Origin of the sequence: Rhizobium sp. N731 (assembly GCF_001664145.1) — a bacterium.
In the GTDB taxonomy this organism is placed as follows: Bacteria; Pseudomonadota; Alphaproteobacteria; order Rhizobiales; family Rhizobiaceae; genus Rhizobium; species Rhizobium esperanzae.
Window position 1 is genome coordinate 3,199,028 of record NZ_CP013601.1, and the last position, 25,585, is coordinate 3,224,612.

At 62.0% G+C, this 25,585-nt stretch carries 23 protein-coding genes and 1 pseudogene; 14 read left to right on the top strand and 10 right to left on the bottom strand.

Features of this window, described 5'->3' with window-relative positions:
- Nucleotides 1–74: 74 nt before the first annotated feature.
- The 4 genes from AMK02_RS15735 to AMK02_RS15750 form a co-directional block, all read right to left on the bottom strand.
- Nucleotides 75–1,136: an LLM class flavin-dependent oxidoreductase gene (locus tag AMK02_RS15735; RefSeq protein WP_064804210.1), complete on the bottom strand. Its 1,062-nt coding sequence runs from the start codon at nt 1,134–1,136 to the stop codon at nt 75–77.
- Between the two features lie 267 nt (nt 1,137–1,403).
- Nucleotides 1,404–1,871: an SRPBCC family protein gene (locus AMK02_RS15740; RefSeq protein ID WP_064804212.1), complete on the bottom strand. Its 468-nt coding sequence runs from the start codon at nt 1,869–1,871 to the stop codon at nt 1,404–1,406.
- A 98-nt stretch (nt 1,872–1,969) separates the two neighbouring features.
- Nucleotides 1,970–3,229, bottom strand: a complete 1,260-nt coding sequence (locus AMK02_RS15745) for an RNA polymerase sigma factor (protein ID WP_064804214.1) — start codon at nt 3,227–3,229, stop codon at nt 1,970–1,972.
- Nucleotides 3,226–3,600, bottom strand: a complete 375-nt coding sequence (locus tag AMK02_RS15750; protein ID WP_064804216.1) for a YciI family protein — start codon at nt 3,598–3,600, stop codon at nt 3,226–3,228. Before AMK02_RS15750 ends, AMK02_RS15745 begins: the two co-directional genes overlap by 4 nt.
- A 66-nt stretch (nt 3,601–3,666) precedes the next feature.
- Here AMK02_RS15750 and AMK02_RS15755 point away from each other — a divergent pair, with 66 nt between their 5' ends.
- Nucleotides 3,667–4,032: a ribbon-helix-helix domain-containing protein gene (locus AMK02_RS15755; protein ID WP_442966358.1), complete on the top strand. Its 366-nt coding sequence runs from the start codon at nt 3,667–3,669 to the stop codon at nt 4,030–4,032.
- Nucleotides 4,033–4,188 (top strand): annotated as a pseudogene (locus AMK02_RS32575) (type II toxin-antitoxin system RelE/ParE family toxin); the annotation flags it as partial. It lies immediately after the preceding gene.
- A 147-nt stretch (nt 4,189–4,335) separates the two neighbouring features.
- Here AMK02_RS32575 and glpK read toward each other — a convergent pair.
- Nucleotides 4,336–5,829: a glycerol kinase GlpK gene (gene glpK, locus AMK02_RS15760; protein ID WP_064804218.1), complete on the bottom strand. Its 1,494-nt coding sequence runs from the start codon at nt 5,827–5,829 to the stop codon at nt 4,336–4,338.
- A 256-nt stretch (nt 5,830–6,085) separates the two neighbouring features.
- Here glpK and AMK02_RS15765 point away from each other — a divergent pair, with 256 nt between their 5' ends.
- The 4 genes from AMK02_RS15765 (at nt 6,086) to xdhC (ending at nt 11,770) form a co-directional block, all read left to right on the top strand.
- Entirely contained in the window at nt 6,086–6,862 is a 777-nt protein-coding gene (locus AMK02_RS15765; protein ID WP_064804219.1) for a 3-hydroxybutyrate dehydrogenase, read from the top strand.
- Between the two features lie 26 nt (nt 6,863–6,888).
- The gene (xdhA, locus tag AMK02_RS15770; protein ID WP_064804221.1) at nt 6,889–8,352 is read left to right on the top strand and encodes a xanthine dehydrogenase small subunit; all 1,464 of its coding nucleotides are present in this window, start codon (nt 6,889–6,891) and stop codon (nt 8,350–8,352) included.
- A 181-nt stretch (nt 8,353–8,533) separates the two neighbouring features.
- A complete protein-coding gene (gene xdhB, locus AMK02_RS15775; RefSeq protein ID WP_064804222.1) occupies nt 8,534–10,873 on the top strand; it encodes a xanthine dehydrogenase molybdopterin binding subunit in 2,340 nt (779 codons plus the stop codon).
- Between the two features lie 81 nt (nt 10,874–10,954).
- Nucleotides 10,955–11,770, top strand: coding sequence for a xanthine dehydrogenase accessory protein XdhC (xdhC, locus tag AMK02_RS15780; RefSeq protein ID WP_064804224.1), 816 nt, complete (start codon nt 10,955–10,957; stop codon nt 11,768–11,770).
- On the opposite strand, the gene AMK02_RS15785 is transcribed toward xdhC, so the two are convergent.
- The gene (locus AMK02_RS15785) at nt 11,746–11,949 is read right to left on the bottom strand and encodes a hypothetical protein (protein WP_064804226.1); all 204 of its coding nucleotides are present in this window, start codon (nt 11,947–11,949) and stop codon (nt 11,746–11,748) included. The two genes, xdhC and AMK02_RS15785, sit on opposite strands and share 25 nt — an antisense overlap.
- 101 nt (nt 11,950–12,050) lie before the next feature.
- Here AMK02_RS15785 and AMK02_RS15790 point away from each other — a divergent pair, with 101 nt between their 5' ends.
- Nucleotides 12,051–12,947: a LysR substrate-binding domain-containing protein gene (locus AMK02_RS15790; protein ID WP_064804228.1), complete on the top strand. Its 897-nt coding sequence runs from the start codon at nt 12,051–12,053 to the stop codon at nt 12,945–12,947.
- 43 nt (nt 12,948–12,990) lie between these two features.
- Here AMK02_RS15790 and AMK02_RS15795 read toward each other — a convergent pair whose 3' ends face one another.
- A complete protein-coding gene (locus AMK02_RS15795) occupies nt 12,991–13,323 on the bottom strand; it encodes a hypothetical protein (protein WP_011426364.1) in 333 nt (110 codons plus the stop codon).
- Nucleotides 13,324–13,659: 336 nt separating this feature from the next.
- Between AMK02_RS15795 and AMK02_RS15800 the strand changes: the two genes are divergently transcribed.
- The 3 genes from AMK02_RS15800 (at nt 13,660) to AMK02_RS15810 (ending at nt 17,450) form a co-directional block, all read left to right on the top strand.
- A complete protein-coding gene (locus AMK02_RS15800) occupies nt 13,660–14,898 on the top strand; it encodes a urate hydroxylase PuuD (RefSeq protein ID WP_064804230.1) in 1,239 nt (412 codons plus the stop codon).
- Nucleotides 14,895–16,205, top strand: a complete 1,311-nt coding sequence (guaD, locus tag AMK02_RS15805; protein WP_064804232.1) for a guanine deaminase — start codon at nt 14,895–14,897, stop codon at nt 16,203–16,205. The genes AMK02_RS15800 and guaD overlap by 4 nt, the downstream gene beginning before the upstream one ends.
- A 102-nt stretch (nt 16,206–16,307) precedes the next feature.
- On the top strand, nt 16,308–17,450 hold the full coding sequence (locus tag AMK02_RS15810) for an alpha-hydroxy acid oxidase (RefSeq protein WP_064804234.1): 1,143 nt from the start codon (nt 16,308–16,310) through the stop codon (nt 17,448–17,450).
- Here the strand turns inward: AMK02_RS15810 and AMK02_RS15815 are convergent.
- From AMK02_RS15815 to AMK02_RS15825, 3 genes are read right to left on the bottom strand one after another with little or no spacing between them, the layout of a single operon-like run.
- Nucleotides 17,431–17,895: a hypothetical protein gene (locus AMK02_RS15815; RefSeq protein ID WP_064804236.1), complete on the bottom strand. Its 465-nt coding sequence runs from the start codon at nt 17,893–17,895 to the stop codon at nt 17,431–17,433. The two genes, AMK02_RS15810 and AMK02_RS15815, sit on opposite strands and share 20 nt — an antisense overlap.
- Nucleotides 17,892–19,220: a phosphatase PAP2/dual specificity phosphatase family protein gene (locus tag AMK02_RS15820; RefSeq protein WP_064804238.1), complete on the bottom strand. Its 1,329-nt coding sequence runs from the start codon at nt 19,218–19,220 to the stop codon at nt 17,892–17,894. Before AMK02_RS15820 ends, AMK02_RS15815 begins: the two co-directional genes overlap by 4 nt.
- Nucleotides 19,221–19,230: 10 nt before the next feature.
- Nucleotides 19,231–21,015: a bifunctional alpha/beta hydrolase/class I SAM-dependent methyltransferase gene (locus AMK02_RS15825; protein ID WP_064804240.1), complete on the bottom strand. Its 1,785-nt coding sequence runs from the start codon at nt 21,013–21,015 to the stop codon at nt 19,231–19,233.
- A gap of 195 nt (nt 21,016–21,210) precedes the next feature.
- On the opposite strand from AMK02_RS15825, the gene AMK02_RS15830 reads away from it, so the two are divergent.
- The 4 genes from AMK02_RS15830 (at nt 21,211) to AMK02_RS15845 (ending at nt 25,573) form a co-directional block, all read left to right on the top strand.
- A complete protein-coding gene (locus AMK02_RS15830) occupies nt 21,211–21,822 on the top strand; it encodes a CDP-alcohol phosphatidyltransferase family protein (RefSeq protein WP_064804242.1) in 612 nt (203 codons plus the stop codon).
- Between the two features lie 195 nt (nt 21,823–22,017).
- On the top strand, nt 22,018–23,157 hold the full coding sequence (locus AMK02_RS15835) for a PspA/IM30 family protein (RefSeq protein ID WP_145924233.1): 1,140 nt from the start codon (nt 22,018–22,020) through the stop codon (nt 23,155–23,157).
- Between the two features lie 5 nt (nt 23,158–23,162).
- The gene (locus AMK02_RS15840; protein WP_064804246.1) at nt 23,163–23,810 is read left to right on the top strand and encodes an OB-fold-containig protein; all 648 of its coding nucleotides are present in this window, start codon (nt 23,163–23,165) and stop codon (nt 23,808–23,810) included.
- Nucleotides 23,807–25,573 (top strand): flotillin family protein, encoded by a 1,767-nt coding sequence (locus tag AMK02_RS15845; protein WP_064804248.1) that lies wholly within the window; start codon nt 23,807–23,809, stop codon nt 25,571–25,573. Before AMK02_RS15840 ends, AMK02_RS15845 begins: the two co-directional genes overlap by 4 nt.
- Nucleotides 25,574–25,585 lie beyond the last annotated feature (12 nt).

Genomic DNA, 25,585 nt, shown 5'->3' on the forward strand with positions numbered 1-25,585 from the left:
TCCGGCCTTGCGCGGGACGGCCGCAGCCGTCTTGGAGCACGCGTCCGGGAGGACGCGCTGAGGAGTTGCGCTGATTAGGCCGTGGCTTTCGCCCCTTCACCCCTTTCAGTCAATGCCTTTCTGACGATCGGCGCGACTTTCGTCCCGTAGAGCTCGATGCCGCGCATGATCTGCTCATGCGGCATCAGGCCGATCGCCATCTGTAGCAGGAAGCGGTCGTTCTTGAATATCGCGTGATGGGCGATGATCTTTTCCGCAACCGCCTCCGGATCGCCGAGGAAGAGCGCGCCGTTCGGCCCGCGCGACAAATCGAAATGCGCTCGGCTCGTCGGTCCCCAGCCGCGCTCGCGGCCGATACGGTTCATCACCTCGGCCTGCGGGCCGTAGAACTGGTCAGCGGCTCTCTCCGTCGTGTCGGCGATGAAGCCATGGACATTGATGCTGGTCTTCAACTTCGCCTGATCCTGCCCTGCCCGGCGCGCAGCCTCGCGGTAGAGATCGAAGAGCGGCGCGAAACGGCGCGGCTCGCCGCCGATGATCGCGAGCGCCACCGGCAGTCCGAGCGCCCCGGCGCGCGCCACAGACTGCGGTGTGCCGCCGACCGCGACCCAGAGCGGCAGCGGATCCTGCAATGGCCTGGGATAGACGCCGCGCCCACGGATCGGCGCGCGAAGCTCGCCCTCCCATTCCACCGTCTCGCTGTCGCGCAGCGCAAGGAGCAGATCAAGCTTCTCTTCGAAAAGCTGGTCGTAATCCTCGAGATTGTAGCCGAACAGCGGGAAGGACTCGATGAAAGAGCCACGCCCTGCCATGATCTCGGCACGGCCGTTGGAAATCAGATCAAGCGTCGAAAACTGCTGGAACACACGCACCGGATCATCGGAGGAGAGCACAGTCACGGCGCTGGTCAGCCGGATGTTTTTTGTCTTGACGGCCGCGGCGGCCAGCGCCACGGTGGGGGCCGATACCGCATAATCCGGCCGATGATGTTCGCCGAGTCCGAAGACGTCGAGCCCCACCTGATCGGCAAGCTCGATCTCCTCGATCAGATGCTTCAGCCGCTCGGCCCCCTCAGCTCCCTTACTGCGGGAGGGATTGGGATTGACATCGGCGAATGTGTAAAGACCCAGTTCCATCGTCGGCATCCTGTTGAACTCGATCCGGAGATAAGGACCGGCGGCGGCGAACGCAAATACAAAGTCTGGAACAGAATGTTCGAGAGTTTCGATAGTGTCTGGGGCTAATGGCAGCGTGGCCAGTCGACAGGGACACTGGCCCACCCAAGCCACCAATTCGAATCTGATTCAACGACTTACAAGCCTCAGCGGAATCATCCTCCAAACGGCTTCACGCCGCACTTGAAGCTTGAAGACGGCGCGGCCTTCACCACGCCGTCCCGACACTCAGATCTTCGCCAGCAATTCCGCCAACTGGTCGGCGGCCTTGCCCCATCCCTCGTGAAAACCCATCTTCTCGTGCGCGTCCTTGTCCTCGGCGCGCCAGTGCAGCGCCTTGGCCGTATATTTCGTCCTGCCATTGCCGAGGTCCTCGAGCAGGATGACACCGGTGAAGAACGGTTTTTCGGCAGGCACCCAGGCGCTGCTATAGGCGTCGGTGAAGACGATCTTCTCGTTCTCGACGAGTTCGAGATAGACACCCCGATTTGGATAGAGGTTGCCCTCGGGATCTTGCATGACGACGACATTGGAGCCGCCGGGGCGGACATCCAGCGTCGCATCCGCGACACCCCAGGGGCGCGGTACGAACCACTGCTTCAGCAGCTCGGAATCGGTCCACGCCTTATAGATCTTCTCGCGCGGGGCATCGAATTCGCGAACCAGGGTGAGTTCATGTTGCGTGCTTCCGGTCATTTCGACATCTCTCCGTTTCGGTGAAAGCTGTTGCCTGTCAGGTTGCTACAAGGACGTGTCAAACTTCGCCGTTCCGACAGCGCGCCAATTTTCCTGACTTAATTTGCAATCGGCTGCGCCGCCTCTTCCTGCATCTTGTCGATCTGCCGGCGGATATGGGCGGCTTCCGCCGCCGAATGGGCAAGCGCGATGGCATGGTCGAAGGCTTCGCGCGCCTGGCTGGTCAGACCAAGTTGCTTCAGCAGCCCGCCCCGCAGACCGTGATAATAGAAATAGCCCCCGAGCTTCTCTCCGAGCGGATCGATGAGATCCAGCGCCTCCTGCGGCCCGCGCAGCTTAGAAACAACGACCGCGCGATTGAGCGTTACGACGGGCGACGGCTGAACACGTTCCAGCGCGCGGTAGAGCAGATCGATTTCCACCCAGTCCGTATCTTCGGCGCGTTTCGCGCGGGAATGGATGGCGGCGATGGCCGCCTGAAGCTGGTAGGGGCCGGGTTGGCGGTGGCGCAGCGCCTTGTCGAGGAGCGCCAGGGCCTCATTGATGAAAAGCTGGTTCCAGAGAGAGCGGTCCTGATCCTCGAGCAGCACGATCTCGCCTTCGGCGCTGAAGCGCGCCGGGCGGCGCGATATCTGCAGAAGCATGAGCGCAAGCAACCCCATCAACTCCGGTTCGGACGGAAAGATGTGCAGCATCAGGCGTCCCAGCCGGATCGCCTCATCGCTGAAGGCGGCTGCCTCATGCCTGGGATCGGCCTGGCTGTAGCCCTCGTTGAAGATGAGATAGATCATCGTGCTGACGATCGAGAGACGCTCGGCCCTCTCCTCAGGGCTCGGCGTTTCGAAAGGCACGCCGGCCTTCGCGACACGCGCCTTGGCCCGGGTGATGCGCTGCTCCATGGCGCTTTCGGAGACCAGGAATGCGCGCGCGATCTGCGTCACCGAAAGGCCGGACACGATGCGCAGCGCCAGCGCGATCTGCTGGGTCGCCGGCAGATCGGGATGGCAGCAGATGAAGAGAAGCCGCAGGATATCGTCGCGATAATTGGAATCATCCAGCCGCTCGACAATGTCGCTTTCGGTATCCTCAGTATCGGAAATGACGTCCTCATCCGGCAGCGCCTGAAGCTTCGACCGTTTGCGCACCGCATCGATACCGCTGTTGCGACCGACGAAAATGAGCCAGGCCGTCGGATCGCGCGGCGGTCCCTTTTCCGGCCATGTCCGGATCGCCCTGAGGCATGCCTCCTGGAACGCCTCTTCCGCGGTATCGAGATCGCGGAAATAGCGCAACAGCGCGCCGAGCGCCTTCGGGCGGGCAGAGGCAAGCGCGAGGTCGATCCAGGCAATGTCGGTCATGATGCAGCATCTCCCGGCCTGAACACGTAGAAAGGCCGAATTTCGTAAGAGGTGGAGCCGGGATTGACGGCGGATAGCTGTTTCGAGAAGGCGACTGCCTCGTCGAGCGTATCGAAATCAACCACGTAGAAGCCGAGAAGCGCCTCTTTCGTTTCCGCGAACGGCCCATCGATGACGAGAGCTTCGTCCTTGCCCTTGCGCACGGTCGTCGCCGCCGTCGTCGGCATCAGCCGGCCGACAGGCCCCAGCTTGCCGGCTTTGGCAAGCGGCTCCTGCACGGCGTAAAGCTTTTCCATGACGGCAGCCTCCTCCTCCTTGCTCCAGGCGAAGACGGTTTCCTCATGGGCGTAACAAAGGATTGCATAAAGCATCGGTCACTCCTCTTTCCGAATGACGAAGGAGTAACCGCTTACCCGACAGACCGCATCAAAAAATTATTGACGAAGTGGAAGCGCCATCATGCTGCTATCAGCAAGAATGAGGATGCCTCCGTCGCTAAGAAAAATTGTTATTTCTTGTTAGACGCGTTTGTAATTCAGGCCATGAGAACCCTGACGATTTCCCTTTCCCCTCAACAAATCGCGCGTCTTCACAATGCGGTGGAGTCGGGAGCCTATGCCACCAATAATGAGGTCATACGCGATGCGCTTCGCCTGTGGGAACAGCGAGAGGAAGCCAGGCAGATGGAAATGAGCCGCCTCAAGAAGGCCTATGACGAGGGCATGGCAAGCGGCAAAGGCCGCGAGGTCGACGCAGCCACGCTTTTGGCAGAGTTGAAGGCGAAAGCCCGTAAGCGTGGCTAGATGTATTCTCAGTCCCCCCGCGCCGAGGAAGATTTACGCGATATCTGGCGTTCCATCGCGCCAGACAATGACCCGGCGGCCGACGCCCTTCTCATCCGGATCCTGGAAAAGGTGGAGCTTGCCGCCGAGCACCCGCACATGGGCTCGCCACGCCCTGAGTTGAGTCCGACAGCGCGGATTCTCATTGAAGGGCGCTATATCGCAATCTACGAACCCATGCCTTACGGCATCTTCGTCGCTGCAGTGGTATACGGCCCGCGATGTCGAGAACTGGTTGAGCTGACAGGAACACCTGTCCTTTCGTCACCCCTCGCTCAATGTCCGCCTGACCGCGTTCTTCCAGCCCTTGAGCTTTGCCGTCCGCGCCTTCTCGTCCATGTCGGGCTCGAACCGCCGATCGCGTTTCCACTTCGCCGAAAAGCCGTCCCTATCAGGCCAGACCCCCGCCCGGCTGCCGGCGAGCCAGGCCGCGCCCAGCGCCGTCGTCTCTAGGATCACCGGGCGGTCGACGGGGGCGTCGAGCAGGTCGGCGAGGCGCTGCATCGTCCAGTCGGAGGCGACCATGCCGCCGTCGACGCGCAGCACCGTATCCTCGGCGCCGTTCTTCCAGTCCTTCTGCATGGCGTCGAGCAGGTCGCGGGTCTGGTAGCAGACGGCTTCGAGCGCCGCGCGGGAAAGCTCCGCTGGACCACTGTTGCGTGTCAGCCCGAAAATCGCGCCGCGCGCCTGGGCATCCCAATATGGCGCGCCAAGCCCGGTGAAGGCCGGGACGAGATAGACCTCCTGCGTCGGATCGGCCTTTTCGGCAAGCACATTGGTCTCGGCGGCACTACCGATGACGCCGAGCCCGTCGCGCAGCCACTGCACGGCCGCACCCGCGATGAAGATCGAACCTTCGAGCGCATAGGTCGTCTCGCCGTTCAGGCGGTAGGCAATGGTGGTCAGCAGCCGGTTTTTCGAGCGCACCATATCGGCGCCGGTATTGAGCAGCGCAAAGCAGCCGGTACCGTAAGTCGATTTTAGCATGCCGGGGGCAAAGCAGGCCTGACCGATGGTCGCCGCCTGCTGGTCGCCGGCGACGCCGAGAATCGGGATTTCGGCGCCAAAAATCTCCGGATCGACCATGCCGAAATCGGCGGCGCAGTCCTTGACCTCAGGCAGCATGGCGACCGGCACTCTCAGAATGTCGAGCAGATCCTCGTCCCATGCATTTTCGGCAATGTTGTACATCAGCGTGCGTGATGCATTGGTCGCGTCGGTCACGAAGCTCTTGCCGCCGGTCAGCCGCCAGATCAGGAACGTGTCGATCGTACCGAAGCAGAGATCGCCTCTGGCCGCACGCGTCCGCGCCCCCTTCACGTTGGCGAGCATCCAGGAGAGCTTCGTACCGGAGAAATAGGGATCGAGGATGAGGCCGGTTTTCCTGGTAAAAACCCGCTCCAGATCCTGCCGTTTCAGGTTGTCGCAATAGCTTGCCGTGCGCCGGTCCTGCCAGACGATGGCATTTTGGATCGGCCGGCCGGTCTCGCGCTCCCAGACGACCACGGTCTCGCGTTGGTTGGTGATGCCAAGCGCGGCGATGTCCTTCGCCGTCAGCTTCGCTTCGCGTAGCGCCATCTTGACGGTGGCGACGACCGAATCCCAGATCTCCTCAGGGTCATGCTCGACCCAGCCGGAGCGCGGATAGATCTGGGTGAATTCCGTCTGGCCCTTGCCGACGACCTGCATGTCGCCATCAAAAACAATCGCCCGTGTCGACGTCGTTCCCTGATCGATCGCCAGAACATATCCGCTCATGAAATCCCTCTCCCTAAAGCAATTCCAGCAAAAGTGCGCCGCAGTTTTGGGTTCGGAATTGCGTGGAACAAAGAGATAGAGCATTTCCGTGATTCGGAGAAAAACGGAAATGCTCCACGCCGATTATCATGACAAATCAATAGGACACGGATGCGAGCGAGAAAAGCCAATAAAGCGGAATTGCCAGCCAGCCGGCTTTGGGAATAACCTCGCGGCTAACGCTGCGACGCAGCATCGGCATTCAGGGAGAAACAGCATGAGCAGATCAGTCGTCGTCACCGGTTCCACCAGCGGCATCGGCCTTGCGATCGCCACCGCCTTCGCCGAAGCCGGCGACAATATTGTCATCAACGGTTTCGGAAACGCCGATGAAATCAAGGCGATCGGCGCGCGGCTTGAATCATTGTCGAAAGGCGGGGCGATCTACCATTCGGCCGACATGACCAAGCCCGCCGAGATCGCCGACCTGATCGAAACGGCGGCAAGGACCTTCGGCACCGTGGACGTCCTCGTCAACAACGCCGGCATTCAGCATGTCGAGAAGATCGAGGATTTCCCGATCGAGAAATGGGATCAGATCATCGCCATCAATCTGTCGAGCTCCTTTCACACCATGCGCGCCGCCATTCCGCTGATGAAGGCTAGGAAGCATGGCCGCATCATCAACATCGCCTCGGCCCACGGGCTCGTCGCCTCCCCCTTCAAATCCGCCTATGTCGCGGCAAAGCATGGTATATTAGGCCTCACGAAGACAGCGGCGCTGGAACTTGCCGAATTCGGCGTGACGGTCAACGCCATCTGCCCCGGCTACGTGCTGACGCCGCTCGTCGAAAAGCAGATACCCGATACCGCCAAGGCGCGCGGCATGACCGAGGAGCAGGTGAAGAGCGAGGTTATCCTCAAGGCGCAGCCGACGCGTGATTTCGTCAAGGCCGAGGAGATCGGCGCGCTGTCGCTCTACCTTGCGAGCGATGCCGCCCGCCAGGTGACCGGAACCCACATCTCGATTGACGGTGGCTGGACGGCGGCTTAACCATTGGAAAAACAACCGGGAATATCATGAACGACAGCATTCGCTTCATTCTGAATGGCGAGGACATCGACCTTACCGATGTCGGGCCAACCGAGACGCTTCTCGATTTTCTGCGGTTGAAGCGGCGCCTCACCGGCACCAAAGAGGGATGCGCGGAGGGCGATTGCGGCGCCTGCACCGTGCTCGTCGGGCGGCTAGCAGACGGCAAGCTCGCCTATGAATCCGTCAATGCCTGCATCCGCTTCATGGGGTCGCTGCACGCCACGCACGTGGTGACGGTCGAGCATCTGGCCGGCCGGGACGGTGCGCTGCATCCGGTGCAGCAGGCGCTGGTCGATTGCCACGGCTCGCAATGCGGCTTCTGCACGCCGGGCTTTGTGATGTCGCTCTATGGTCTGTGGCTGACGAAGGAAAAACCCAGCCGCCGCGAGATCGAAAAGGCATTGCAAGGCAATCTCTGTCGCTGCACCGGCTACGAGCCGATCGTCAAGGCCGCCGAGCAGGTGAGCCTGATGCGGCCGAGCGCGCTGTTCGACCCGCTGGAGCGCACGCGCTCGGAAATCATCGCGCGGCTCTGGGCCATGCAGGCGAGCGGCACCATCCGGATTGCCAAAGGCGAAGACCGTTTGATCGTGCCGGCTTCGGTCCAGGCACTGGCCGAAGTTCTCTCGCAGGAGCCCGAGGCAATCGTCGTTGCCGGCTCGACCGATGTCGGCCTCTGGGTGACGAAACAGATGCGGCGGCTGAGCCCGGTCGTCTTCATCAACCAGCTGAGCGAATTGCAGTCGGTCACCGAAAGCGAGGACGGTGTCACCATCGGCGCCGGCGTCAGCTACACCAAGGCCTTCGAAGCGATCACCCGGAAAATCCCGGCGCTCGGGCGGCTGATCGACCGCATCGGCGGCGAGCAGGTGCGCAACATGGGCACGATCGGCGGCAACATCGCCAATGGTTCGCCGATCGGCGACAGCCCGCCGCCCTTGATCGCCCTCGGCGCGACGCTGACGCTGCGCTCCCTGGAAGGCCAGCGCAAAATCCCCCTCGAAGACTTCTTCATCGCCTACGGCAAACAGGACCGCAAACCCGGCGAATTCGTCGAAAGCGTCTTCGTGCCCTATCCCGCCAACAGCCACTTTGCGGCTTACAAGATCACCAAGCGCCGGGACGAGGACATCACCGCCGTGCTCGGCGCCTTCCTGCTGACCCTCGACGACGCGGAGATCGTCACCGACATCCGCATCGCCTACGGCGGCATGGCGGCAACGCCGAAACGAGCCCGTATGGTGGAGGCCGAACTGATCGGCAAGCCGTGGATTGAAGCAACGGTCGAGGCCGCCCGCCCTGCCTTCGACACCGATTTCCAGCCGCTCACCGACTGGCGCGCCACGGCGGAATACCGCCAGCTGACGGCGAAGAATTTGTTGACGCGGTTCTATCTAGAAACGGTGGGCGCGCCGGCTGAGCTGAAGCGGTTCGAGGAGGTGGCTTGATGAAGACGGTTCATATTTGCGCAAACCACCGCCCTCATCCGGCTGCCGCCACCTTTTCTCCGCTGGGGAGAAGGGAGTGCCGCGCCGTCGCCTTTCCCCCTTCTCCCCTCGGGAAAAAGGTGCCCGAAGGGCGGATGAGGGGGCCGCACGCCGGAACATCTCCTCTTGAAGGAGGCATCTAATGGACAAATCCACCTTCGAAGATCCCAAAGTCGTCATCTCAAGCCCCATGCACAGCTCGCTGCGGCATGATTCAGCGCATAAGCATGTCACCGGAACCGCCGATTACATCGACGATATTCCCGAGCCCTCAGGCCTGCTGCACGGCGCGCTCGGCCTCTCCGACCGGGCGCATGCCGAAATCGTCAACATCGATCTTTCCGCGGTCGCCGCCTATCCCGGCGTGGTCTGGGTCTTCACCGGCAAGGACGTGCCCGGCGTCAACGACACCAGTTCCAACGGCAGCCATGACGAGCCGCTGCTTGCCGAAACCTTGGTTCAGTTCCACGGCCAGCCGATCTTTGCCGTCATCGCCGAGACGCGCGAGGCCGCCCGCCGCGCCGCTCGATTGGCGAAGATTGACTATCGCGACCTGCCGCACTGGAGCGATATCGACGGCGCGCTCGCCAATGGCAGCCCGCTGGTCATCACGCCGATGACGCTCCAGCGCGGCGAGCCGGAAACGGAGATGCCGAATGCCGCCATGCGGCTGAAGGGGCAGATGCGCATCGGCGGACAGGAGCATTTCTATCTCGAAGGCCATATCGCCGTGGCCATTCCCGGCGAGGACGACGAGGTCACCGTCTGGTCCTCGACGCAGCATCCGAGCGAGATCCAGCATATCGTCGGTCACGTGCTCGACATCCCGTCCAACGCCGTGACCGTCAACGTACGCCGCATGGGCGGCGGCTTCGGCGGCAAGGAAACCCAGGGTAACCAGTTCGCAGCCCTTGCGGCGATCGCCGCCAAGAAGCTAGATCGCGCCGTCAAATTCCGCCCGGACCGCGACGAGGACATGAGCGCCACCGGCAAGCGCCATGACTTCCTCGTCGATTACGAGGTGGGCTTCGACGCCGAAGGCCGCATCCACGCTGTCGATGCAACATATGCGGCCCGCTGCGGCTTTTCCTCCGACCTCTCGGGACCGGTGACCGACCGCGCGCTTTTCCATGCCGATTCCAGCTATTTCTATCCGCATGTGCATCTGCAGTCGAAACCCTTGAAGACGCACACCGTCTCCAACACCGCCTTCCGCGGCTTCGGCGGGCCGCAGGGCATGCTCGGCGCCGAACGTTTCATTGAGGAGATCGCCTACGCCCTCGGCAAGGATCCGCTCGATGTCCGCAAGTTGAATTTCTATGGCCAGCCAGGCTCCGGGCGCACGCTGACACCCTACCATCAGGAGGTCGAGGACAACATCATTGCCCGCGTCGTCGAGGAGCTGGAGGAAACCGCCGAATACCGGGCGCGGCGCAACGCCATCATCGGCTTCAACCGCGACAGCCGCTACATCAGAAAAGGCATCGCACTGACGCCGGTCAAATTCGGCATCTCCTTCACCATGACCGCCTTCAACCAGGCCGGCGCCCTCGTCCATATCTATCAGGACGGCTCGATCCACCTGAACCACGGCGGCACCGAAATGGGCCAAGGCCTCTACACGAAGGTGGCGCAGGTGCTGGCCGATAGTTTCCAGGTCGATATCTCCAGAGTGAAAATCACCGCGACGACGACGGCCAAGGTGCCGAATACATCGGCCACCGCCGCCTCTTCCGGCTCGGACCTGAACGGCATGGCGGCCTTTGATGCCGCCCGGCAGATCAAGGAACGTCTGGTGGCCTTTGCCGCCGAAAAATGGGAGGTGGCGCCTTCCGACGTCGTTTTCCTGCCGAACCGCGTGCGCGTCGGCGAGATCGAGATCTCCTTCCCCGATTTCATCAAGCAGGCCTATTTCGCCCGTGTCCAGCTTTCCGCCGCCGGCTTCTACAAGACGCCGAAGATCCACTGGGACCGCAAAGCCGGGCGTGGGACACCCTTCTATTATTTCGCCTATGGCGCCGCCTGCACCGAGGTCTCAATCGATACGCTGACCGGCGAATATCTGATCGACCGCACCGACATCCTCCACGATGTCGGCCGCTCGCTGAATCCGGCAATCGACCTCGGCCAGGTCGAAGGAGCCTTTGTGCAGGGCCTGGGTTGGCTGACGACTGAAGAGCTCTGGTGGGACGACAAGGGCCGGCTGCGCACCCATGCCCCATCGACCTACAAGATCCCGCTCGCCTCCGACCGTCCGAAAATCTTCAACGTGCGGCTTGCCGAATGGTCGGAGAATGCCGAAGCCACGATCGGCCGCTCCAAGGCGGTCGGCGAACCGCCCTTCATGCTGGCGATCTCGGTGCTGGAAGCCCTGTCGATGGCGGTGGCGAGCGTCGCGGATTACAAGGTCTGCCCGAGGCTGGACGCCCCGGCGACGCCGGAGCGGGTGCTGATGGCGGTGGAGCGGATGAAGCGGGTGTAGGATGCGTCCGGCTGATTTGTTGTTTGGGCAGGACCTGCGGAGAGGGGGTGCCGCAGCCACATACCCATCGGTTGTCTTCCCATGACCGACCTCCACACCTTCCTCGCCGCCCACCCAGAGAGCGTCCTCGTCGACATCACCGGCACGCAAGGCTCCACCCCGCGCGAGGCCGGCGCCTTCATGCTCGTCTCGCCAACCGCATTGTGGAGCACCATCGGCGGCGGTCAGTTCGAGTTCATGGCAATCGCAAATGCACGTGAGATGCTGGCTGGAACCGGCGGAGCCCTTATCATGGACATCCCACTCGGCCCAGAAATCGGCCAGTGCTGCGGCGGGCGCACGCAACTGCGGTTTCGGCGGCTGACGAAGGCGCTGACGGATGAGCTCGAGGCAAGGCTTGCCGGCGAGATCGAGCGCCTGCCGGAGGTCTTTCTCTTCGGTGCCGGCCATGTCGGCCGAGCGCTGGCGGCAGCCCTTGCGCCGCTGCCGCTGTCGGTGACGGTCGTCGAAACGAGACAGCAAGAACTCGCCAACCTGCCGGATGAAACCAAGGCCCGGCTCGTGCCAATGCCGGAAGCGTTGGTGAAAGATATTCCCGCCGGCGGTGCGGTCGTCATCCTGACCCATGACCACGCGCTTGATTTCCTCATCGCCCGCGAGGCGCTGGAGAGAACCGACCTCGCCTATACCGGGATGATCGGTTCGGCGACCAAACGCGCCACGTTTGCAAGCTGGCTTTCGCGCGAAGGCGGCGGCGAGCGCGGCTGGATGGAGCGGCTGACGCTGCCAATCGGCGGCTCCGTGGTCAGCGACAAGCGCCCGGAAGTGATCGCCGCGATGACCACCGCCGAGATCCTGACGGCACTCGCGACCTACCGCATGCGCTCGTCCTCGTAATAGGGATCACGCCCGTCGAGAAAACCGAGGTCGCGTTTGACGCGGTCCGGTGTGGCGGAAAGATCGAGCCGCGGCAGACGGCAGAAGCGGTTCGCGCTGCCTGACAACCAGCCGGCAAGGCGCAGGAAAACGCTGCTGATCTGTTGCGGCCGGCTCTCTTCAATAGCATGGCAATCCATGACATCACCTCGTCAGATTGATGGTATGAGTTGCAGTCTGTCGCTAAAAATGCTGCAATTCCAATCGAACGACCGTCTGCCTGCATCAAGAGAACTTATCCATGAAACTCTCGAAACAATTCCCGCTGAATGCGCTGCGCGTCTTCGAGGCCGCCGCCCGGCTCGGCAGTTTCACCAAGGCGGGCAACGAACTTGGCATGACGCAGACGGCCGTCAGCTATCAGGTCAAATTGCTGGAGGAGAATGTCGGCGAGCCGCTCTTCCTGCGCCGCCCGCGCCAGATCGCGCTGACGGAGACCGGCGAGCGGCTGGCGCCGAAGGTGACTGAAGCCTTCGCCATGCTGCATGACGCCATGGCGACGGCGCGCGACAGCGTCGAAGGCACGCTCGCCATCAGTTCGACCCATACCTTCGCGTCGAAATGGCTGGCGCCGCGCCTCGGCTCCTTCCATTTGAAGCATCCGGCGATCGCGGTTCGGTTCCAGGCGACCTCCGACATCATCGACTTCGCCCGCGAGCAGATCGACGTCGGCATCCGCTGGGGCGACGGCGACTGGCCGGGGCTGACGCTGCACCGGCTGATGGGACTTGAATTCACTCCGATGCTGAGCCCGAAACTGGCGGAATCGGCAGGCGGCATCAGGGAGCCGCGCGATCTCCTGAAATTCGACCTCTTCGACGCCGGGGACATTTGGTGGAAACAATGGTTCGAGGCAGCCGGCGTCACGGAGACGGATCTCGACCGGCGCCCGCGCAACCAGCTCGGCTCGCAGGCGGTGGAAGCCGATGCGGCGATCGCCGGTCACGGCGTCGCCATCCTCCATCCGGCCTTCTACGCGGCCGAAATCGCACTCGGCCGGCTCTATCAGCCTTTTGAACTGACCCGCAGCGACGGCAAAGCCTACTGGCTCGCCTATCCTGAAAATCGCCGCAACGTGCCGAAGATCAAGGCCTTCCGCAATTGGATCCTGGAAGAGATGAAAGCCGCCGGAAGTTAATCCGGCAAACACGTCAGGGCCAATCACGCCGAACCGGACTTGCTCAAAACCCCATTTCCGGCGCGTAGAAGCAGCGCGGCGTGTTCTCGTTGGGGAACAGACAGAGGTGATAATCACCATCGCCGGACTGCATCGCCTTCGTCATCGGCAGCAGAAAAACGTGAGCATGCGTCACCAGCCTGTGGTCGCCCGGCATCAGCGTCACACGATATCCGTTTGGTGTCACCGCGACGCTTTTCGACGGAATCATCTGGCAATCGCCATTATGACTGTCGCCATTGCAACAATAGGGGTCATAACTCCACCCCGAAGGTGCATCGTGAGCCATCGCCAACGATGCGTATGCCATCATCACACACGTCAGAATGCTGCGCATGGGCATCTCTCCGTCGATGAATGCGCCGCCGATATCCAACGGTTCTTATTATTTCATGCCGGCGGCCTGCAAATCTAACTGTATCCGCGCATCCTAGTTTCAAGATCCGCTAATTTTAGCAAATCCAATATGAGACAGTAATAATGCACGGCCTTCTCGGCAGCTTTTAGGCACGGAACGACATATCGACGATGTGCGTTCCGTTGATCATTCCGTTGCTCCCTTGAGCTATCGCCATTACGAAAACCGACAGGCATGTGCGGTTCTTCAATCTTCTCTTCCCTCCCCGGCAAAATTTTCGCAATGTCACGAGTCGGAGGAAGATAGGGGAACTCGATGTATGAATATGCCATAGCATGGGAGTGGCTGGCCTTCGCGGCGCGCTGGTTCCATGTCATCACCGCGATCGCCTGGATCGGATCGTCCTTCTATTTCATCGCGCTTGATCTCGGACTGGTGAAACGCCCGCATCTGCCGCCCGGCGCCTATGGCGAGGAATGGCAGGTCCACGGCGGCGGCTTCTATCACATCCAGAAATATCTGGTGGCGCCCGCGCAAATGCCGGAGCACCTGACCTGGTTCAAATACGAAAGCTATTTCACCTGGATCTCCGGCTTTCTCATGCTCTGCATCGTCTATTACGGCGGTGCCGACCTCTTCCTCATCGACCGGCATGTGCTCGATATCGGCCCGCCGGTTGCAATCCTGATCTCGCTGGCATCGCTCGCCTTCGGCTGGCTCGTCTATGACCTGCTCTGCAAGTCGCCGCTTGGACGAAATACATGGGGTCTGATGGCGGTGCTCTATGTGGTGCTCGTCTTCATAGCCTGGGGCTATACGCAGCTTTTCACCGGCCGCGCCGCCTTCCTGCATCTCGGCGCCTTCACCGCGACGATCATGTCGGCCAATGTCTTCATGATCATCATCCCCAATCAGAAGATCGTCGTCGCCGATCTGATCGCCGGCCGTACGCCCGATCCGAAATACGGCCAGATCGCCAAGCAGCGTTCGCTGCACAACAACTACCTGACCCTGCCCGTCATCTTCTTCATGCTGTCGAACCATTATCCGCTCTCCTTCGGAACACAGTTCAACTGGGTGATCGCGGCGCTGGTCTTCCTGATGGGCGTCACCATCCGCCACTGGTTCAACACCACCCACGCGAGAAAAGGCCGCCCGACCTGGACATGGATCGTCACCGTCATCCTCTTCATCCTGATGATGTGGCTTTCGACCGTGCCGAAGCAGCTGACGGGCGAGACGGATGGGGCCGCAGTCGCGCCCCCCTTCCAGCAATTCGCCGGAAATCCGCATTTTCCGGCCGTCAAGCAACTGGTCTCGACGCGCTGTTCCATGTGCCATGCCGCCGAGCCCGCCTATGAAGGCGTCGTGCGGCCGCCGAAGGGCGTGATGCTCGAAAACGACGCAGAAATTGCCGCCCGTGCCCGAGAAATCTATATACAGGCGGGCCGCAGCCATGCCATGCCGCCCGGCAACGTGACCGATATTACGCCGGACGAACGCAGGCTGCTCGTCGCCTGGTTCGAAAGCGCAGTCGAAGGCAAGAAACAATGACGACGACACTTCTCCGCGGCCGCCTCCTCTCTTTCCATCGCGCGCCGCTGAGTCTCGCCGACAGCCAGAGTTATCTCTACGAGGAAGACGGTGGCCTGCTGATCGAGGACGGGCTGATCGCAGCAATCGGCCCCTATGCCGACGTCAAGGCGAAAGCCGCCGAGGGCGCGGCCGAGATCGACCACCGCCCGCATCTCATTATGCCCGGCTTCATCGACATGCACCTGCATTTTCCGCAGATGCAGGTGATCGCCTCCTATGCCGCCAACCTGCTCGAATGGCTGAACACCTATACTTTCCCGGAGGAATGCCGCTTCGTCGAGAGCGCGCATGCGCAAAGGATCGCCACACATTTCTACGATGAACTGATCCGCCACGGCACGACGACGGCGGTCGCCTACTGCTCCGTGCACAAGACCTCGGCTGACGCCTTTTTCGCCGAGGCGATGAAGCGCAACATGCGCATGGTCGGCGGCAAGGTGATGATGGACCGCAACGCCCCGCAGGGCCTGCTCGACACGCCGGAGATGGGTTATGACGAGACCCGCCAGGTGATAGCGGACTGGCACGGCAAAGGCCGCAACCACGTTGCCATCACCCCGCGCTTCGCCATCACCTCGACGCCGGCGCAGATGGAGGCGACCTCGGCGCTGGCCCGCGAATTTCCCGACCTGCACATCCAGACGCATCTTTCGGAAAACCACGACGAGATCAAATTCACCTGCGAGCTCTATCCTGAGGCGATCGACTATACCGACATCTACGCCCGCTACGGCCTGCTCGGGCCGAAAAGCCTCTTTGGCCACGCCATCCACCTGTCCGAACGCGAGGCCGACGTCATGAGCGAGGCCGGCGCCGTCGCCGTCCATTGCCCGACCTCGAACCTTTTCCTCGGTTCCGGCCTGTTTCCACTGAAGGCGCTGACGCGGCGCCAAAAACCGGTCCGCATCGGCGTCGCCACCGATATCGGCGGCGGCTCCAGCTATTCGATGCTGAAAACCATGGACGAGGCCTACAAGATCCAGCAGCTGCTCGGCGAACGGTTGAACCCGCTGGAAAGCTATTATCTGATGACCCGCGGCAATGCCGAGGCGCTGTCGCTCGCCGACCGGATCGGCACGCTGGAACCCGGCACCGAAGCCGACCTCGTCGTCCTCGACGCGGCCGCGACCCCGGCCATGGCGCTGAAGATGGAAACGGTGAAGACCCTGCCCGAAGAACTCTTCCTCATGCAGACGATGGGTGACGACCGGTCGATCGCGGAGACTTACGTGGCGGGCGTCGCTTTGAAAGCGGTGCTTCGATGATGCCTCTGTTGCTCCCAAGCCTGACACGGCAGATTCCCCATAAACTCATGCGAATTTCATGCTACGGACGATAGCCGCGTTCAGATGTGAAGGGTTCCATTCATGGCCACTCCGCTCACCATCGCCGATCTGAAAAAGCTCGCGCAGCGCCGCGTGCCGAAAATGTTTTTCGACTATGCGGATTCGGGCGCCTGGACGGAATCCACCTATCGGGCGAATGAGAGCGATTTCGGTGAGATCAAGCTGCGCCAGCGCGTGCTGGTGGATATGACCAATCGCACGCTCGAAACGACGATGATCGGCCAGAAAGTGTCCATGCCGGTTGCTCTTGCGCCGACCGGCATGACCGGTATGCAGCATGCCGATGGCGAGATGCTGGCGGCGCGCGCGGCGGAAGAATTCGGCGTTCCCTTCACGCTTTCGACGATGAGCATCTGCTCGATCGAGGACGTCGCCTCAGTGACGACGCGTCCCTTCTGGTTCCAGCTCTATGTGATGAGGGACAAGGATTTCGTCCTCGACCTCATCCGCCGCGCCAAGGCGGCGAAATGCTCGGCGCTGGTGCTGACGGCCGACCTGCAGATCCTCGGCCAGCGCCATAAGGACCTGCGCAACGGTCTCTCGGCCCCGCCGAAATTGACCGCGAAACATATCTGGCAGATGGCAACCCGGCCTTCTTGGTGCCTTGATATGCTGCAGACGAAACGCCGATACTTCGGCAATATCGTCGGCCATGCAAAGAACGTTGCCAATGTCGCCTCAGTGCCCAAGTTTGCGCACGAGCAATTCGACCCGCGGCTGTCCTGGGCTGATATCGCCTGGATCAAGGAGCAATGGGGCGGCCCGCTGATCATCAAGGGGATCCTCGATCCGGAAGACGCGAAGGCTGCGGCCGATACCGGCGCCGATGCGATCATCGTCTCGAACCACGGCGGCCGTCAGCTCGACGGCGCCCCCTCGTCGATCAGCATGCTGCCTGCGATCGTCGAGGCTGTCGGCGATCGCATCGAAGTCCATCTCGACGGCGGCATCCGCTCCGGCCAGGACGTGCTGAAGGCCGTGGCGCTCGGCGCGAAGGGCACCTATATCGGCCGCGCCTTCCTCTATGGGCTCGGCGCCATGGGCAAGGACGGCGTCACGCTGGCACTCGACATCATTCGCAAGGAGATGGACATCACCATGGCGCTCTGCGGCAAGCGCGACATCAACGACGTAAACGCGTCGATCATATCAGGGCGAAGCTGAGAGAAGTCGGCAGCGCCTGGCCGTCGCTCGCATTGAACAGAAGGATCGCGAAAATCACGAGATAGATGGCGAGCGCAAAACGCTGCCGCCAGACGATGCGGCGCGATCCGGCAATCCGCCTCTCGAGGCCACGCGCGGCCCCGTCAAACTTGCGAAGCTGCATTCGGGACAGCACGTCGTCTACAGCGGCGAGACCTGCAGCCTCTGTCTCGTGGCTCGACGCGAGGCGGAACAACAGCGCATCGAAGAGGAGATGGATCGCCAGCGCAAGGACGATCCCGCAGAAAAAGAGCATCAAGAGCCAGCCGAGCGCGGGAGCGAAGCCTCGATATCCCGCGAGGATCGGGCCGGCGGTCAGCGGCAACAGCGCCGTCAGCCCGCAGGCGATCGAATTGCGGCCGAGACTTCGCGCCGCCGCCGAGGCCGTGGCATTCCACTGCGTCATTGCAAGCCCTCCGTCACCGCATGGATGCTTTCTTCGGGCAGATGAACACGCCGCCCCGCCCGTTCGATCAGCCGCAGCGCTTCGGCCGGATTTTCACAACGTCGGCTGATGAGCAGCCAATGCACGATGACGCCGGCGCTCCGCTGGAAACCGAGCGCACAGCAGACGAGGACCGGCCCCTGGTGACGCGCGATCTCGATGAGGTTCGCCGCTGCTCGCATCTGAATCTTGTCGAGGCCCGTAAGATCAAGGGTCGGAAAGCTGCACCAACGCGCAAGCGTCCCGCTTGGGCGCTGAAGTTCACCGGTAATGTCGATCACCGTGGCAAAACGGTCGGCCTCGTGGCGACGCGGAAAACGGCCGAGATGGACGCCGTCAGCGATCACCACGGATGACGGCATTTTCCGGGTCCAGAGCCAAACGTTGATGACAGCGCCGAGCCGGTAGGGTGCCAACAGCCAGCGGCTGGTCAGTGCGGCTCGGCCATCGGCGCGTTTCAGGAATATTTGCGGACCGGCGCCGAAATATCCGACCGCGACGATCGCCAGTGCAACGGCCGGCCAGAGCAACAGAAGTGCTGCCGCCGACAGAGGAGTAAAGAGCGTCGCAAGGCCGAGAAACGCCACGGTGCCGCACAGATAGTAGATGCCGAGTCGGCGCGACTTCGGATCTCCGCTCAAAGCGAAATTGGCGAGAGGGGAAACCGCATTGCGCGGGAAAAGCCAGGTGGCAAGCAGGCCGAGCAGCACGCCCGTCGGTATGTCCATGACGTGATGCTGCCACGTCGTCAGCACGGAGGCGCCGATGAGGAAGCACCAGAAATGCCAGAGAAGCCGCATCCTCCGCGGCAGCCAGCCGCGCAGATGGTCCCAGATCACCACCAGCAGCGCGATATGCAGCGACGGCGCCTGGTTGAACGGCTTGTCGAAGCCGCCGAGGACGGCGAACATGAAACCCGGCAGGCCGCTCGTTGCCGGCCGCACGAAGATTGCTTCGAGCGGAAACGCGATAAAGCAAGCGACCGCGATCAACTGGATCGTTAGATAACGCCGCGCGAGCCTATCCACGTCGCGCGGCGTCGTGTTGATGAACAGGCAGAGCCCGTAGAACAGATTGATCGACCAATATGGAATGATCGTCCATCCGAAGAACGGAATGGCGCTTTCCCATGCGAAGGCGATGTTCGGCACATGAGCGCGTTGCGACGCCAGCCAGTTGGCGCCGCCATAGCTCAGATAGAAGAACGGCGCCAGAAAGGCGAGCCAGAGCGCCGCCCGCTTCAGGACCGGCGCTGTCTGCGAAAGAGGAGAACGTGCCTGCCCCAAGGCTTTGCCCTCAAACTCTCTCGGCCAGAGAGACGGTGAAAATGCCCCACTGGTCGATGCGCTGTTCGATCTTGCGGAAACCGGCCGCGGCGACCAGCTGGTCCATTTCCTCTTGCGTGCGCCGCCGCATCACCCACGCCTGACCGCCACGGTGGGAGGTCAGCGCGCGGGCGATCATCTCCAGTTGCGGATGCCATGGCTGGTTGGTGTAGACGAGCAGGCCACCGGGCCGCATCGCGCGAGCGATCCCGTCGAGCGAAGCGGCGATCATCGCATTGTCGGAAAAGAGTTCATATAGGCCGGAGACGATCGCCAGATCCGGAGCCGGCACGATTGCAGCCAAGCCCTCGCCGTCAAAGGCATCCTGCTGGCGGAAGCTCACGAAATCACCAAGCCCACGCGCGGCAATGCTGTTGCGGCCGGCCTCGACATTGATCGGGGAATAATCCTGCAGCCGCGCACTATCGGGACGCACGGCAGCCGTCTCGATCGCATCGAGGACGTAACGGCCGTGACCGGCCGCGATGTCGAGCATATGGGTACTGCGGCCGGCTGCTTTCAGACGCTGCAGCCCTTGATCGATCAGTTCCTGCAAATGCAGCTTGCGCTGCCTGATGCCGCGCCAGCCGATCGCCTCGAGGAACACCTTGTCGATCAACCGCCCGCCGGGACCGAGCCCCCGCGGCTCGTTCTCGTAGACGTAATCGAGCGTCGAGCCGGAATCGAAGCCGGTCTTGACCCCGGTCCTTATGCCTTCGGAGACCAGTGCGCCGAGCCTGATGTTGAGGCGGCTGAGCGCCCAGTAGACGCCGCGTGGGGATGTGGCGTCCAGCGGGCTCGCCAGCCGGTCGGCCTCGTCCTTGGTATAGCCCTGGATATGGGCGGTGCGAAGGTCGGCGGGCGTCCGGGGCTCGGCGAAACGCGCATCGACAAAACGGCGGATCTCGGCGAGCGCAATCGCACGGTCCTTTTCGCCAAGCGTGTCGTGGTAGAAGCCAGCAAGCACATGCCGTTCCTTGATGCGGCTGCCGAGGTTTTCGTAAAACCGGTGCTGCGGCGCGTGTCGCACCACCCAGTCGCTGCCGGAGATCAGCAACTGGGTCGGAACGGTGATGGCGCGGGCGTCGCTGACGACGCGGGCTGCCGCCTCATAGAGCTGCACCAGAATGTTGGAGGCAATCGGCCGGGTGATCATTGGGTCCGCTTCATAAGAGGCGATGCGTTCGGGATCATGCGTCAGATACCTCGCCTTGACATAGGAATTGACGAAGAACGTTCCCTTCAGCTTTTCCCAGAGCGCAATGCCTTCCCTCGCAAACGGAACGTAGAGCTTGACGCTGAAGGCCGGTGAGGCCAGCACGAGCGCACGGATCGGCGGCGCATAGTCGTGCACCCAGGTGCTGGCCAGCACCGCGCCGACGCTCTGCGCAATGACGGCGATGTCTTCGACCGAAGTACCGCTGGTCTCGCTGACATGGCGGACGAAGCAATCGAGATCTCGCACCGAGGCGGCAAAGGATGGCGAATAGCCGCGCTCTCCCGGTGAACGCCCGTGGCCGCGTGCGTCCCAGGCGTAGAAGGCAAAATCACCAAGGCCGAGCTCGGTGGCGAGATGGGCGACGCGGCCGCTATGCTCGTGGCCGCGATGGAGAAGAATGATCGCGCCCTTCGCTACAGCGCCGGTCGCGGGCCACGTCCGATAAAACAGTCGAGTTCCGTCATGCGAGACAAATTCGGATTCACGCATTGATCTGACCGTCGAGGACGATTGCTCACTATCGGCAGTTTGCAGCACGGTCTTCTCCAATTCTGATTAATGGATGGGTTGCAACCAATGGCGGCAACAGTGAATTGCTTTTATTGCAAAAGTCTAGCTGCAAATGTAAGTCCTTGCGAAGATCGACATGACGTGGACTTCCTCACAAGTACGACGATCTGCACGTCCGAGCCGATAGACTATTACCATGCCACAAAATTCCACTGAGGTAGCATGTCCGTTTACCAATTGAAGTCCCGATTTCAGGATATTCTCCGCCCTCTGGTGCGCTCCCTGGCGGTGCGAGGCATTACCGCCAATCAGGTGACTTTAGTTGCTGCCGCCGTCTCGGTTGCACTTGGCCTTTTTCTGAGCATCGCTCCGCTTCCGCGTTGTTTTCTCTTGGTGCCTGTTTGGTTTCTCCTGCGCATGGGCCTCAATGCCATTGACGGCATGCTCGCACGCGAACATGGGCAGAAGAGCATTTTGGGCGCTTATCTCAACGAGATCGGTGACGTCATATCGGATGCCGCCCTGTATCTGCCGTTTGCGCTCATCGATCCGAACGGTATGATGCCGGCAATGGCCGTCATATTCCTCTCGGCGCTGACGGAATTTGCCGGTGTCCTGGGTCAAACGGTCGGGGCAAGCCGGCGTTACGACGGGCCGCTGGGCAAGAGCGACCGTGCGGTGCTTTTCGGCGCCCTCGGCCTCTTTGTCGCCGTTGGCGGTACGTTCGCAGCATGGACCTTCTGGCTTTGGGCAATGGTGGCTCTACTTCTCGTATGGACCATCATCAACCGTATCGGCGCCGGTATTCGCGAGGCGCACAGGGCCGCCCGGTAGAGCGCGGACCCCCGACTGGCCGCTGGTTCTTCCATCGGCAATGTATTCCGGAAACTACGTCGAACACTGTTTCTTTCGAGTTGCTTCGCAAGCGCTTCTTCCAAGCCTCTCTCCCGGTGCCTACATTGTAAAACAAGGTTGTATTTTTGGCGCGACCTCTTGAAAGCACAAAAGCGGTGCTTTATGTTTTATACTATGGCGAACACAGGTAAGACATCTCACCCATCGCTGCTGCGCTACACGCTGGCGCCTGATGACCAGGCCCGGCAGGCGCTGGATGACACCATTGCCGCCTATCGCAGGATGATCGACATTCTCGCCGAAATCATCGACGACAAGGCGGGCGCCAATCTCGTCGTCCTGCATGAGCTTGCCTATGAAACCGTCCGCGAACAGACGGGCCTGCCGGCACGGCTGGTGACGCTCGGGCTTCGCGATTTCGCCGCCAATCGCGGCGTGATCGCCGATCCGCCGCAGATGCCGCTCGACGACAAGCTTTTCGCCATCAAAGGACCTGCGGACCTGACCATCGCTACGGTGCACGGGCGCGTTGCCGTGCCCTTCGACGTCGCCGGTTATTCCAGGGGATGGGAGAGCATTTTTCCGGCCTATCTCGTTGCCGGCCCCGATCACTACGAGATTCACATCGGCGTCACGCCGAATTCCGCACGGATGGAGGAAAACATGACGAATGAAGGCATTCTTTCACGCATGGGCCGCCTGATCGCGGGCATCGCCAATGCGGCGATCGACAGGGCGGAAGGCGTTAACAAGATCGCCGTCATCGAACAGGCGATCCGCGAGATCGATGCGGCAGCGGACGAGGCCCGCACCGATCTCGGCAAGGCGCGCGCCGAGGAATACCGCATCCAGAGCCGCCGCGACGAAATCGTCGAAGACATGAGTGCGCTCGATGAGAAGATTCGCCTCGCCGTCTCCTCCGGGCGCGACGATCTCGCAAAGGCCGGCGTCGCCCGCCAGATCGATCTCGAATCCCAGATCGCGGCGCTCGACAAGGCCCTGGCCGATGCCAGGCAACAACTGGACGAAGGTCAGAAAGCCCTGCAGGCCGTGCTCGCCACGCGCCGCGAGGCCGACGCCCGCCTTGCCGATTTCAAGCGCAGCATCGCCAGGCATCCCGAAGACACCGCACCCGGTCACAGCCGGCCCGCGCCGGGCGCCGATGCTGCCCGGGCTGCGGCGGCGGTCTCGCGGCTGACCGGCGTTCCTTCAGGCGACCATGGCCATAGTTCCGAACTGGACGAACTTGACCGGCTGCACCGCGAACAGGCGATCGAGGCGCGCCTCGCACGCTTCAAGGCGGATAACCGGTAACGCCGATGGCACTTCTCTTCGCCCCCGAATGTGCTCCCTTCGCCATCGCCGCCGCCGTGCTCGCAGGCCTGACCGCAATCGAGATGCTTGCGACCGTCATGGGTTTTTCGATCATGGAATTTCTGGGAAAACCGGATTTCCATGGCCATGACGGGTTTTCGGGCTATCTCTCCTGGCTCAATCTCGGCGGCGTTCCCCTGCTCATCCTCATCATGCTGGCGCTCGGCTTCTTCGCCATGACGGGCTTTGCCATACAGGCCGTCGCCAACGCCTTCTGGGCGCCGTTTCCCGCCGCCGTCGCCGCCATTCCCGCCATCCTGGTCGCCGTCCCCATGGTCAGGGCGTCGAGCAGAACAGTGGCGCGGATCGTGCCGCACGACGAGACCTATGCAGTCGATCTCGACACGTTGATCGGCCGGACCGCCGAAGTATCGCTCGGCCCGCTCGACCAGGGACTGCCGGGGCGCGTCCGCGTCAAAGACCAACATGGAAACTGGCACGTGCTGAGAGCCAAGGCCGCTAGAGACCAGGGCCCTCTCAAGGTCGGCACCGAGGTTCTCCTCGTCGATCGCAAGGCAGATGTATTTATCGCCATTCCTGCACTGGCGGATGCCGCCGGAGCGGACAATCAATCTTTCAGGGAGCAGCCATGATGTATGACATTATTCTACCGGCCGGTATCGGCATCGTTCTGATCTTTGGCATCGGTTTTGTCCTCGCCTCTCTCTATACGCGCTCCAGCCGCGATGAGGCCTATGTGCGCACCGGCCTCGGCGGCCAGAAGGTCGTGCTCGACGGCGGTTCCGTCGTCCTGCCGATCTTCCACTCGATCGCCCGGGTGAACCTCAAGACGCTGCGCCTCGAAGTCCGCCGCGGCGAAGGCGATGCGCTGATCACCAAGGATCGCATGCGCGTCGATATCGGTGCCGAATTCTACGTCCGCGTCAAACCCGACGGCTCCTCGATCGCGCTGGCCGCCCAGACGCTCGGCAGCCGCACCAACGATGCCGAGGCGCTTCGCATCCTGATCGAGGCGAAATTCGTCGATGGCCTTCGCTCCGTGGCTGCGACCATGAACCTCGACGCGCTGCAGGAGCAGCGCATGGATTTCGTCAAGGCCGTGCAGGAAGCCGTCGGCGCCGACCTCCAGTCGAACGGTCTCGAGCTTGAATCCGTGTCACTGACGCGTCTCGACCAGACCGACATCAAGCATTTCAATGCCAACAACTTCTTCGACGCCCAAGGTCTTGCGGCGCTGACCCGCATCACCGAGGGCCGCAAGAAGGAGCGAAACGAAATCGTTCGCGACACCGAAGTCGCCATCGCCCAGAAGGATCTGGAGGCCCGCCAGCAATCGCTGGCGATCGAGCGGACGAAGCGCGAAGCCGAGCTCAATCAGGAACGCGACATCGCCAACAAATCCGCCGCGACCCGCGCCGAAACCGCACAGCAGGAACAGGCGGCCAAACGCGCCGAGGAGGAGGCCCGCATCGCCTCCGAACAAGCGATCGCCGAACGCGAGGCCGCCGCCAAGCAAGCCCGCGAAAGCGCAAACATCGATGCCGCCCGCGCCGTCCAGCAGCGCGATACCGAAGCCAAGCGTGACCTTCAGATCGTGGCCCAGGAAAGCGCCATCGCCGTAGCCAACAAGAGCCGCGAAGAATCCGAGGCAAAGGCGACTGCCGAAATGGCCCGCGCCCGGGCGATCGCGGCAGAGGAAAAGGTCGGCACCGCCAAGGCGATCGAAATTGCCGAACGCGAAAAGCAGATCGCCGTGATCGACGCGCGTAAAACCGCCGAAACCGAAGCCACCGCCGTCACCGTCGGCGCGGAGGCCGAGAAACAGGCCGCGATCGATCAGGCGGAAGCCATCAAGACGCTTGCGACCGCGGAAGCCGATGCGGCGATCATCAAGGCCAAGGGTATCCTCGAAACCGGCCGGGCTCAGGCTGAAAGCGAGGCGCTTCTCAACGAGGCCCGCAACAAGCTCAGCCAGACCATCATCGAGTTCGAGATCACCCGTGAGCGTATCCGCATCATTCCCGAGGCGCTCGCCGAGGCGGTCAAGCCGATCGAGAAGATCTCCGATATCCGCATCTTCGACACCGGCGGCATGCTCGGCCGCGGAAACGGCGCGAACGGTGAAAGCGGCATCGGTCTCGGCGACGGGCTGGCCGGCCAGTTGCTCTCCTATCAGGCCAACAAGCCGATCCTCGACAAATTGTTGAAGGAAGCCGGCTTCGACGGCGATAACGCCATTTCATCCCTCCTTGGCAATCTCGATGGCGCAAAACCGGCAAAGCCGGCTGCACCTCCGGCAAGGCCTGCAATCCCGGCCACGGCTTCGGCAAAGCCGGCAGCATCGGCCGCAGCCCCGGCAACGCCGATGGCCCCTCAGGCGCCGAAGAAGGAATAATCCAACGCAGGC

What these genes read in the sequence shown, in the direction of transcription:
- AMK02_RS15800 (WP_064804230.1), top strand. Translation starts at nt 13,660, where the DNA reads ATGTATGAATATGCCATAGCATGGGAGTGGCTGGCCTTCGCGGCGCGC.
- guaD (WP_064804232.1), top strand. Translation starts at nt 14,895, where the DNA reads ATGACGACGACACTTCTCCGCGGCCGCCTCCTCTCTTTCCATCGCGCG.
- AMK02_RS15840 (WP_064804246.1), top strand. Translation starts at nt 23,163, where the DNA reads ATGGCACTTCTCTTCGCCCCCGAATGTGCTCCCTTCGCCATCGCCGCC.
- AMK02_RS15750 (WP_064804216.1), bottom strand. Translation starts at nt 3,600, where the DNA reads ATGCTTTATGCAATCCTTTGTTACGCCCATGAGGAAACCGTCTTCGCC.
- AMK02_RS15740 (WP_064804212.1), bottom strand. Translation starts at nt 1,871, where the DNA reads ATGACCGGAAGCACGCAACATGAACTCACCCTGGTTCGCGAATTCGAT.
- AMK02_RS15735 (WP_064804210.1), bottom strand. Translation starts at nt 1,136, where the DNA reads ATGGAACTGGGTCTTTACACATTCGCCGATGTCAATCCCAATCCCTCC.
- AMK02_RS15815 (WP_064804236.1), bottom strand. Translation starts at nt 17,895, where the DNA reads ATGACGCAGTGGAATGCCACGGCCTCGGCGGCGGCGCGAAGTCTCGGC.
- xdhC (WP_064804224.1), top strand. Translation starts at nt 10,955, where the DNA reads ATGACCGACCTCCACACCTTCCTCGCCGCCCACCCAGAGAGCGTCCTC.
- xdhB (WP_064804222.1), top strand. Translation starts at nt 8,534, where the DNA reads ATGGACAAATCCACCTTCGAAGATCCCAAAGTCGTCATCTCAAGCCCC.
- AMK02_RS15810 (WP_064804234.1), top strand. Translation starts at nt 16,308, where the DNA reads ATGGCCACTCCGCTCACCATCGCCGATCTGAAAAAGCTCGCGCAGCGC.
- AMK02_RS15765 (WP_064804219.1), top strand. Translation starts at nt 6,086, where the DNA reads ATGAGCAGATCAGTCGTCGTCACCGGTTCCACCAGCGGCATCGGCCTT.
- xdhA (WP_064804221.1), top strand. Translation starts at nt 6,889, where the DNA reads ATGAACGACAGCATTCGCTTCATTCTGAATGGCGAGGACATCGACCTT.
- AMK02_RS15795 (WP_011426364.1), bottom strand. Translation starts at nt 13,323, where the DNA reads ATGCGCAGCATTCTGACGTGTGTGATGATGGCATACGCATCGTTGGCG.
- AMK02_RS15790 (WP_064804228.1), top strand. Translation starts at nt 12,051, where the DNA reads ATGAAACTCTCGAAACAATTCCCGCTGAATGCGCTGCGCGTCTTCGAG.
- AMK02_RS15745 (WP_064804214.1), bottom strand. Translation starts at nt 3,229, where the DNA reads ATGACCGACATTGCCTGGATCGACCTCGCGCTTGCCTCTGCCCGCCCG.
- glpK (WP_064804218.1), bottom strand. Translation starts at nt 5,829, where the DNA reads ATGAGCGGATATGTTCTGGCGATCGATCAGGGAACGACGTCGACACGG.
- AMK02_RS15785 (WP_064804226.1), bottom strand. Translation starts at nt 11,949, where the DNA reads ATGGATTGCCATGCTATTGAAGAGAGCCGGCCGCAACAGATCAGCAGC.
- AMK02_RS15845 (WP_064804248.1), top strand. Translation starts at nt 23,807, where the DNA reads ATGATGTATGACATTATTCTACCGGCCGGTATCGGCATCGTTCTGATC.
- AMK02_RS15830 (WP_064804242.1), top strand. Translation starts at nt 21,211, where the DNA reads ATGTCCGTTTACCAATTGAAGTCCCGATTTCAGGATATTCTCCGCCCT.
- AMK02_RS15835 (WP_145924233.1), top strand. Translation starts at nt 22,018, where the DNA reads ATGGCGAACACAGGTAAGACATCTCACCCATCGCTGCTGCGCTACACG.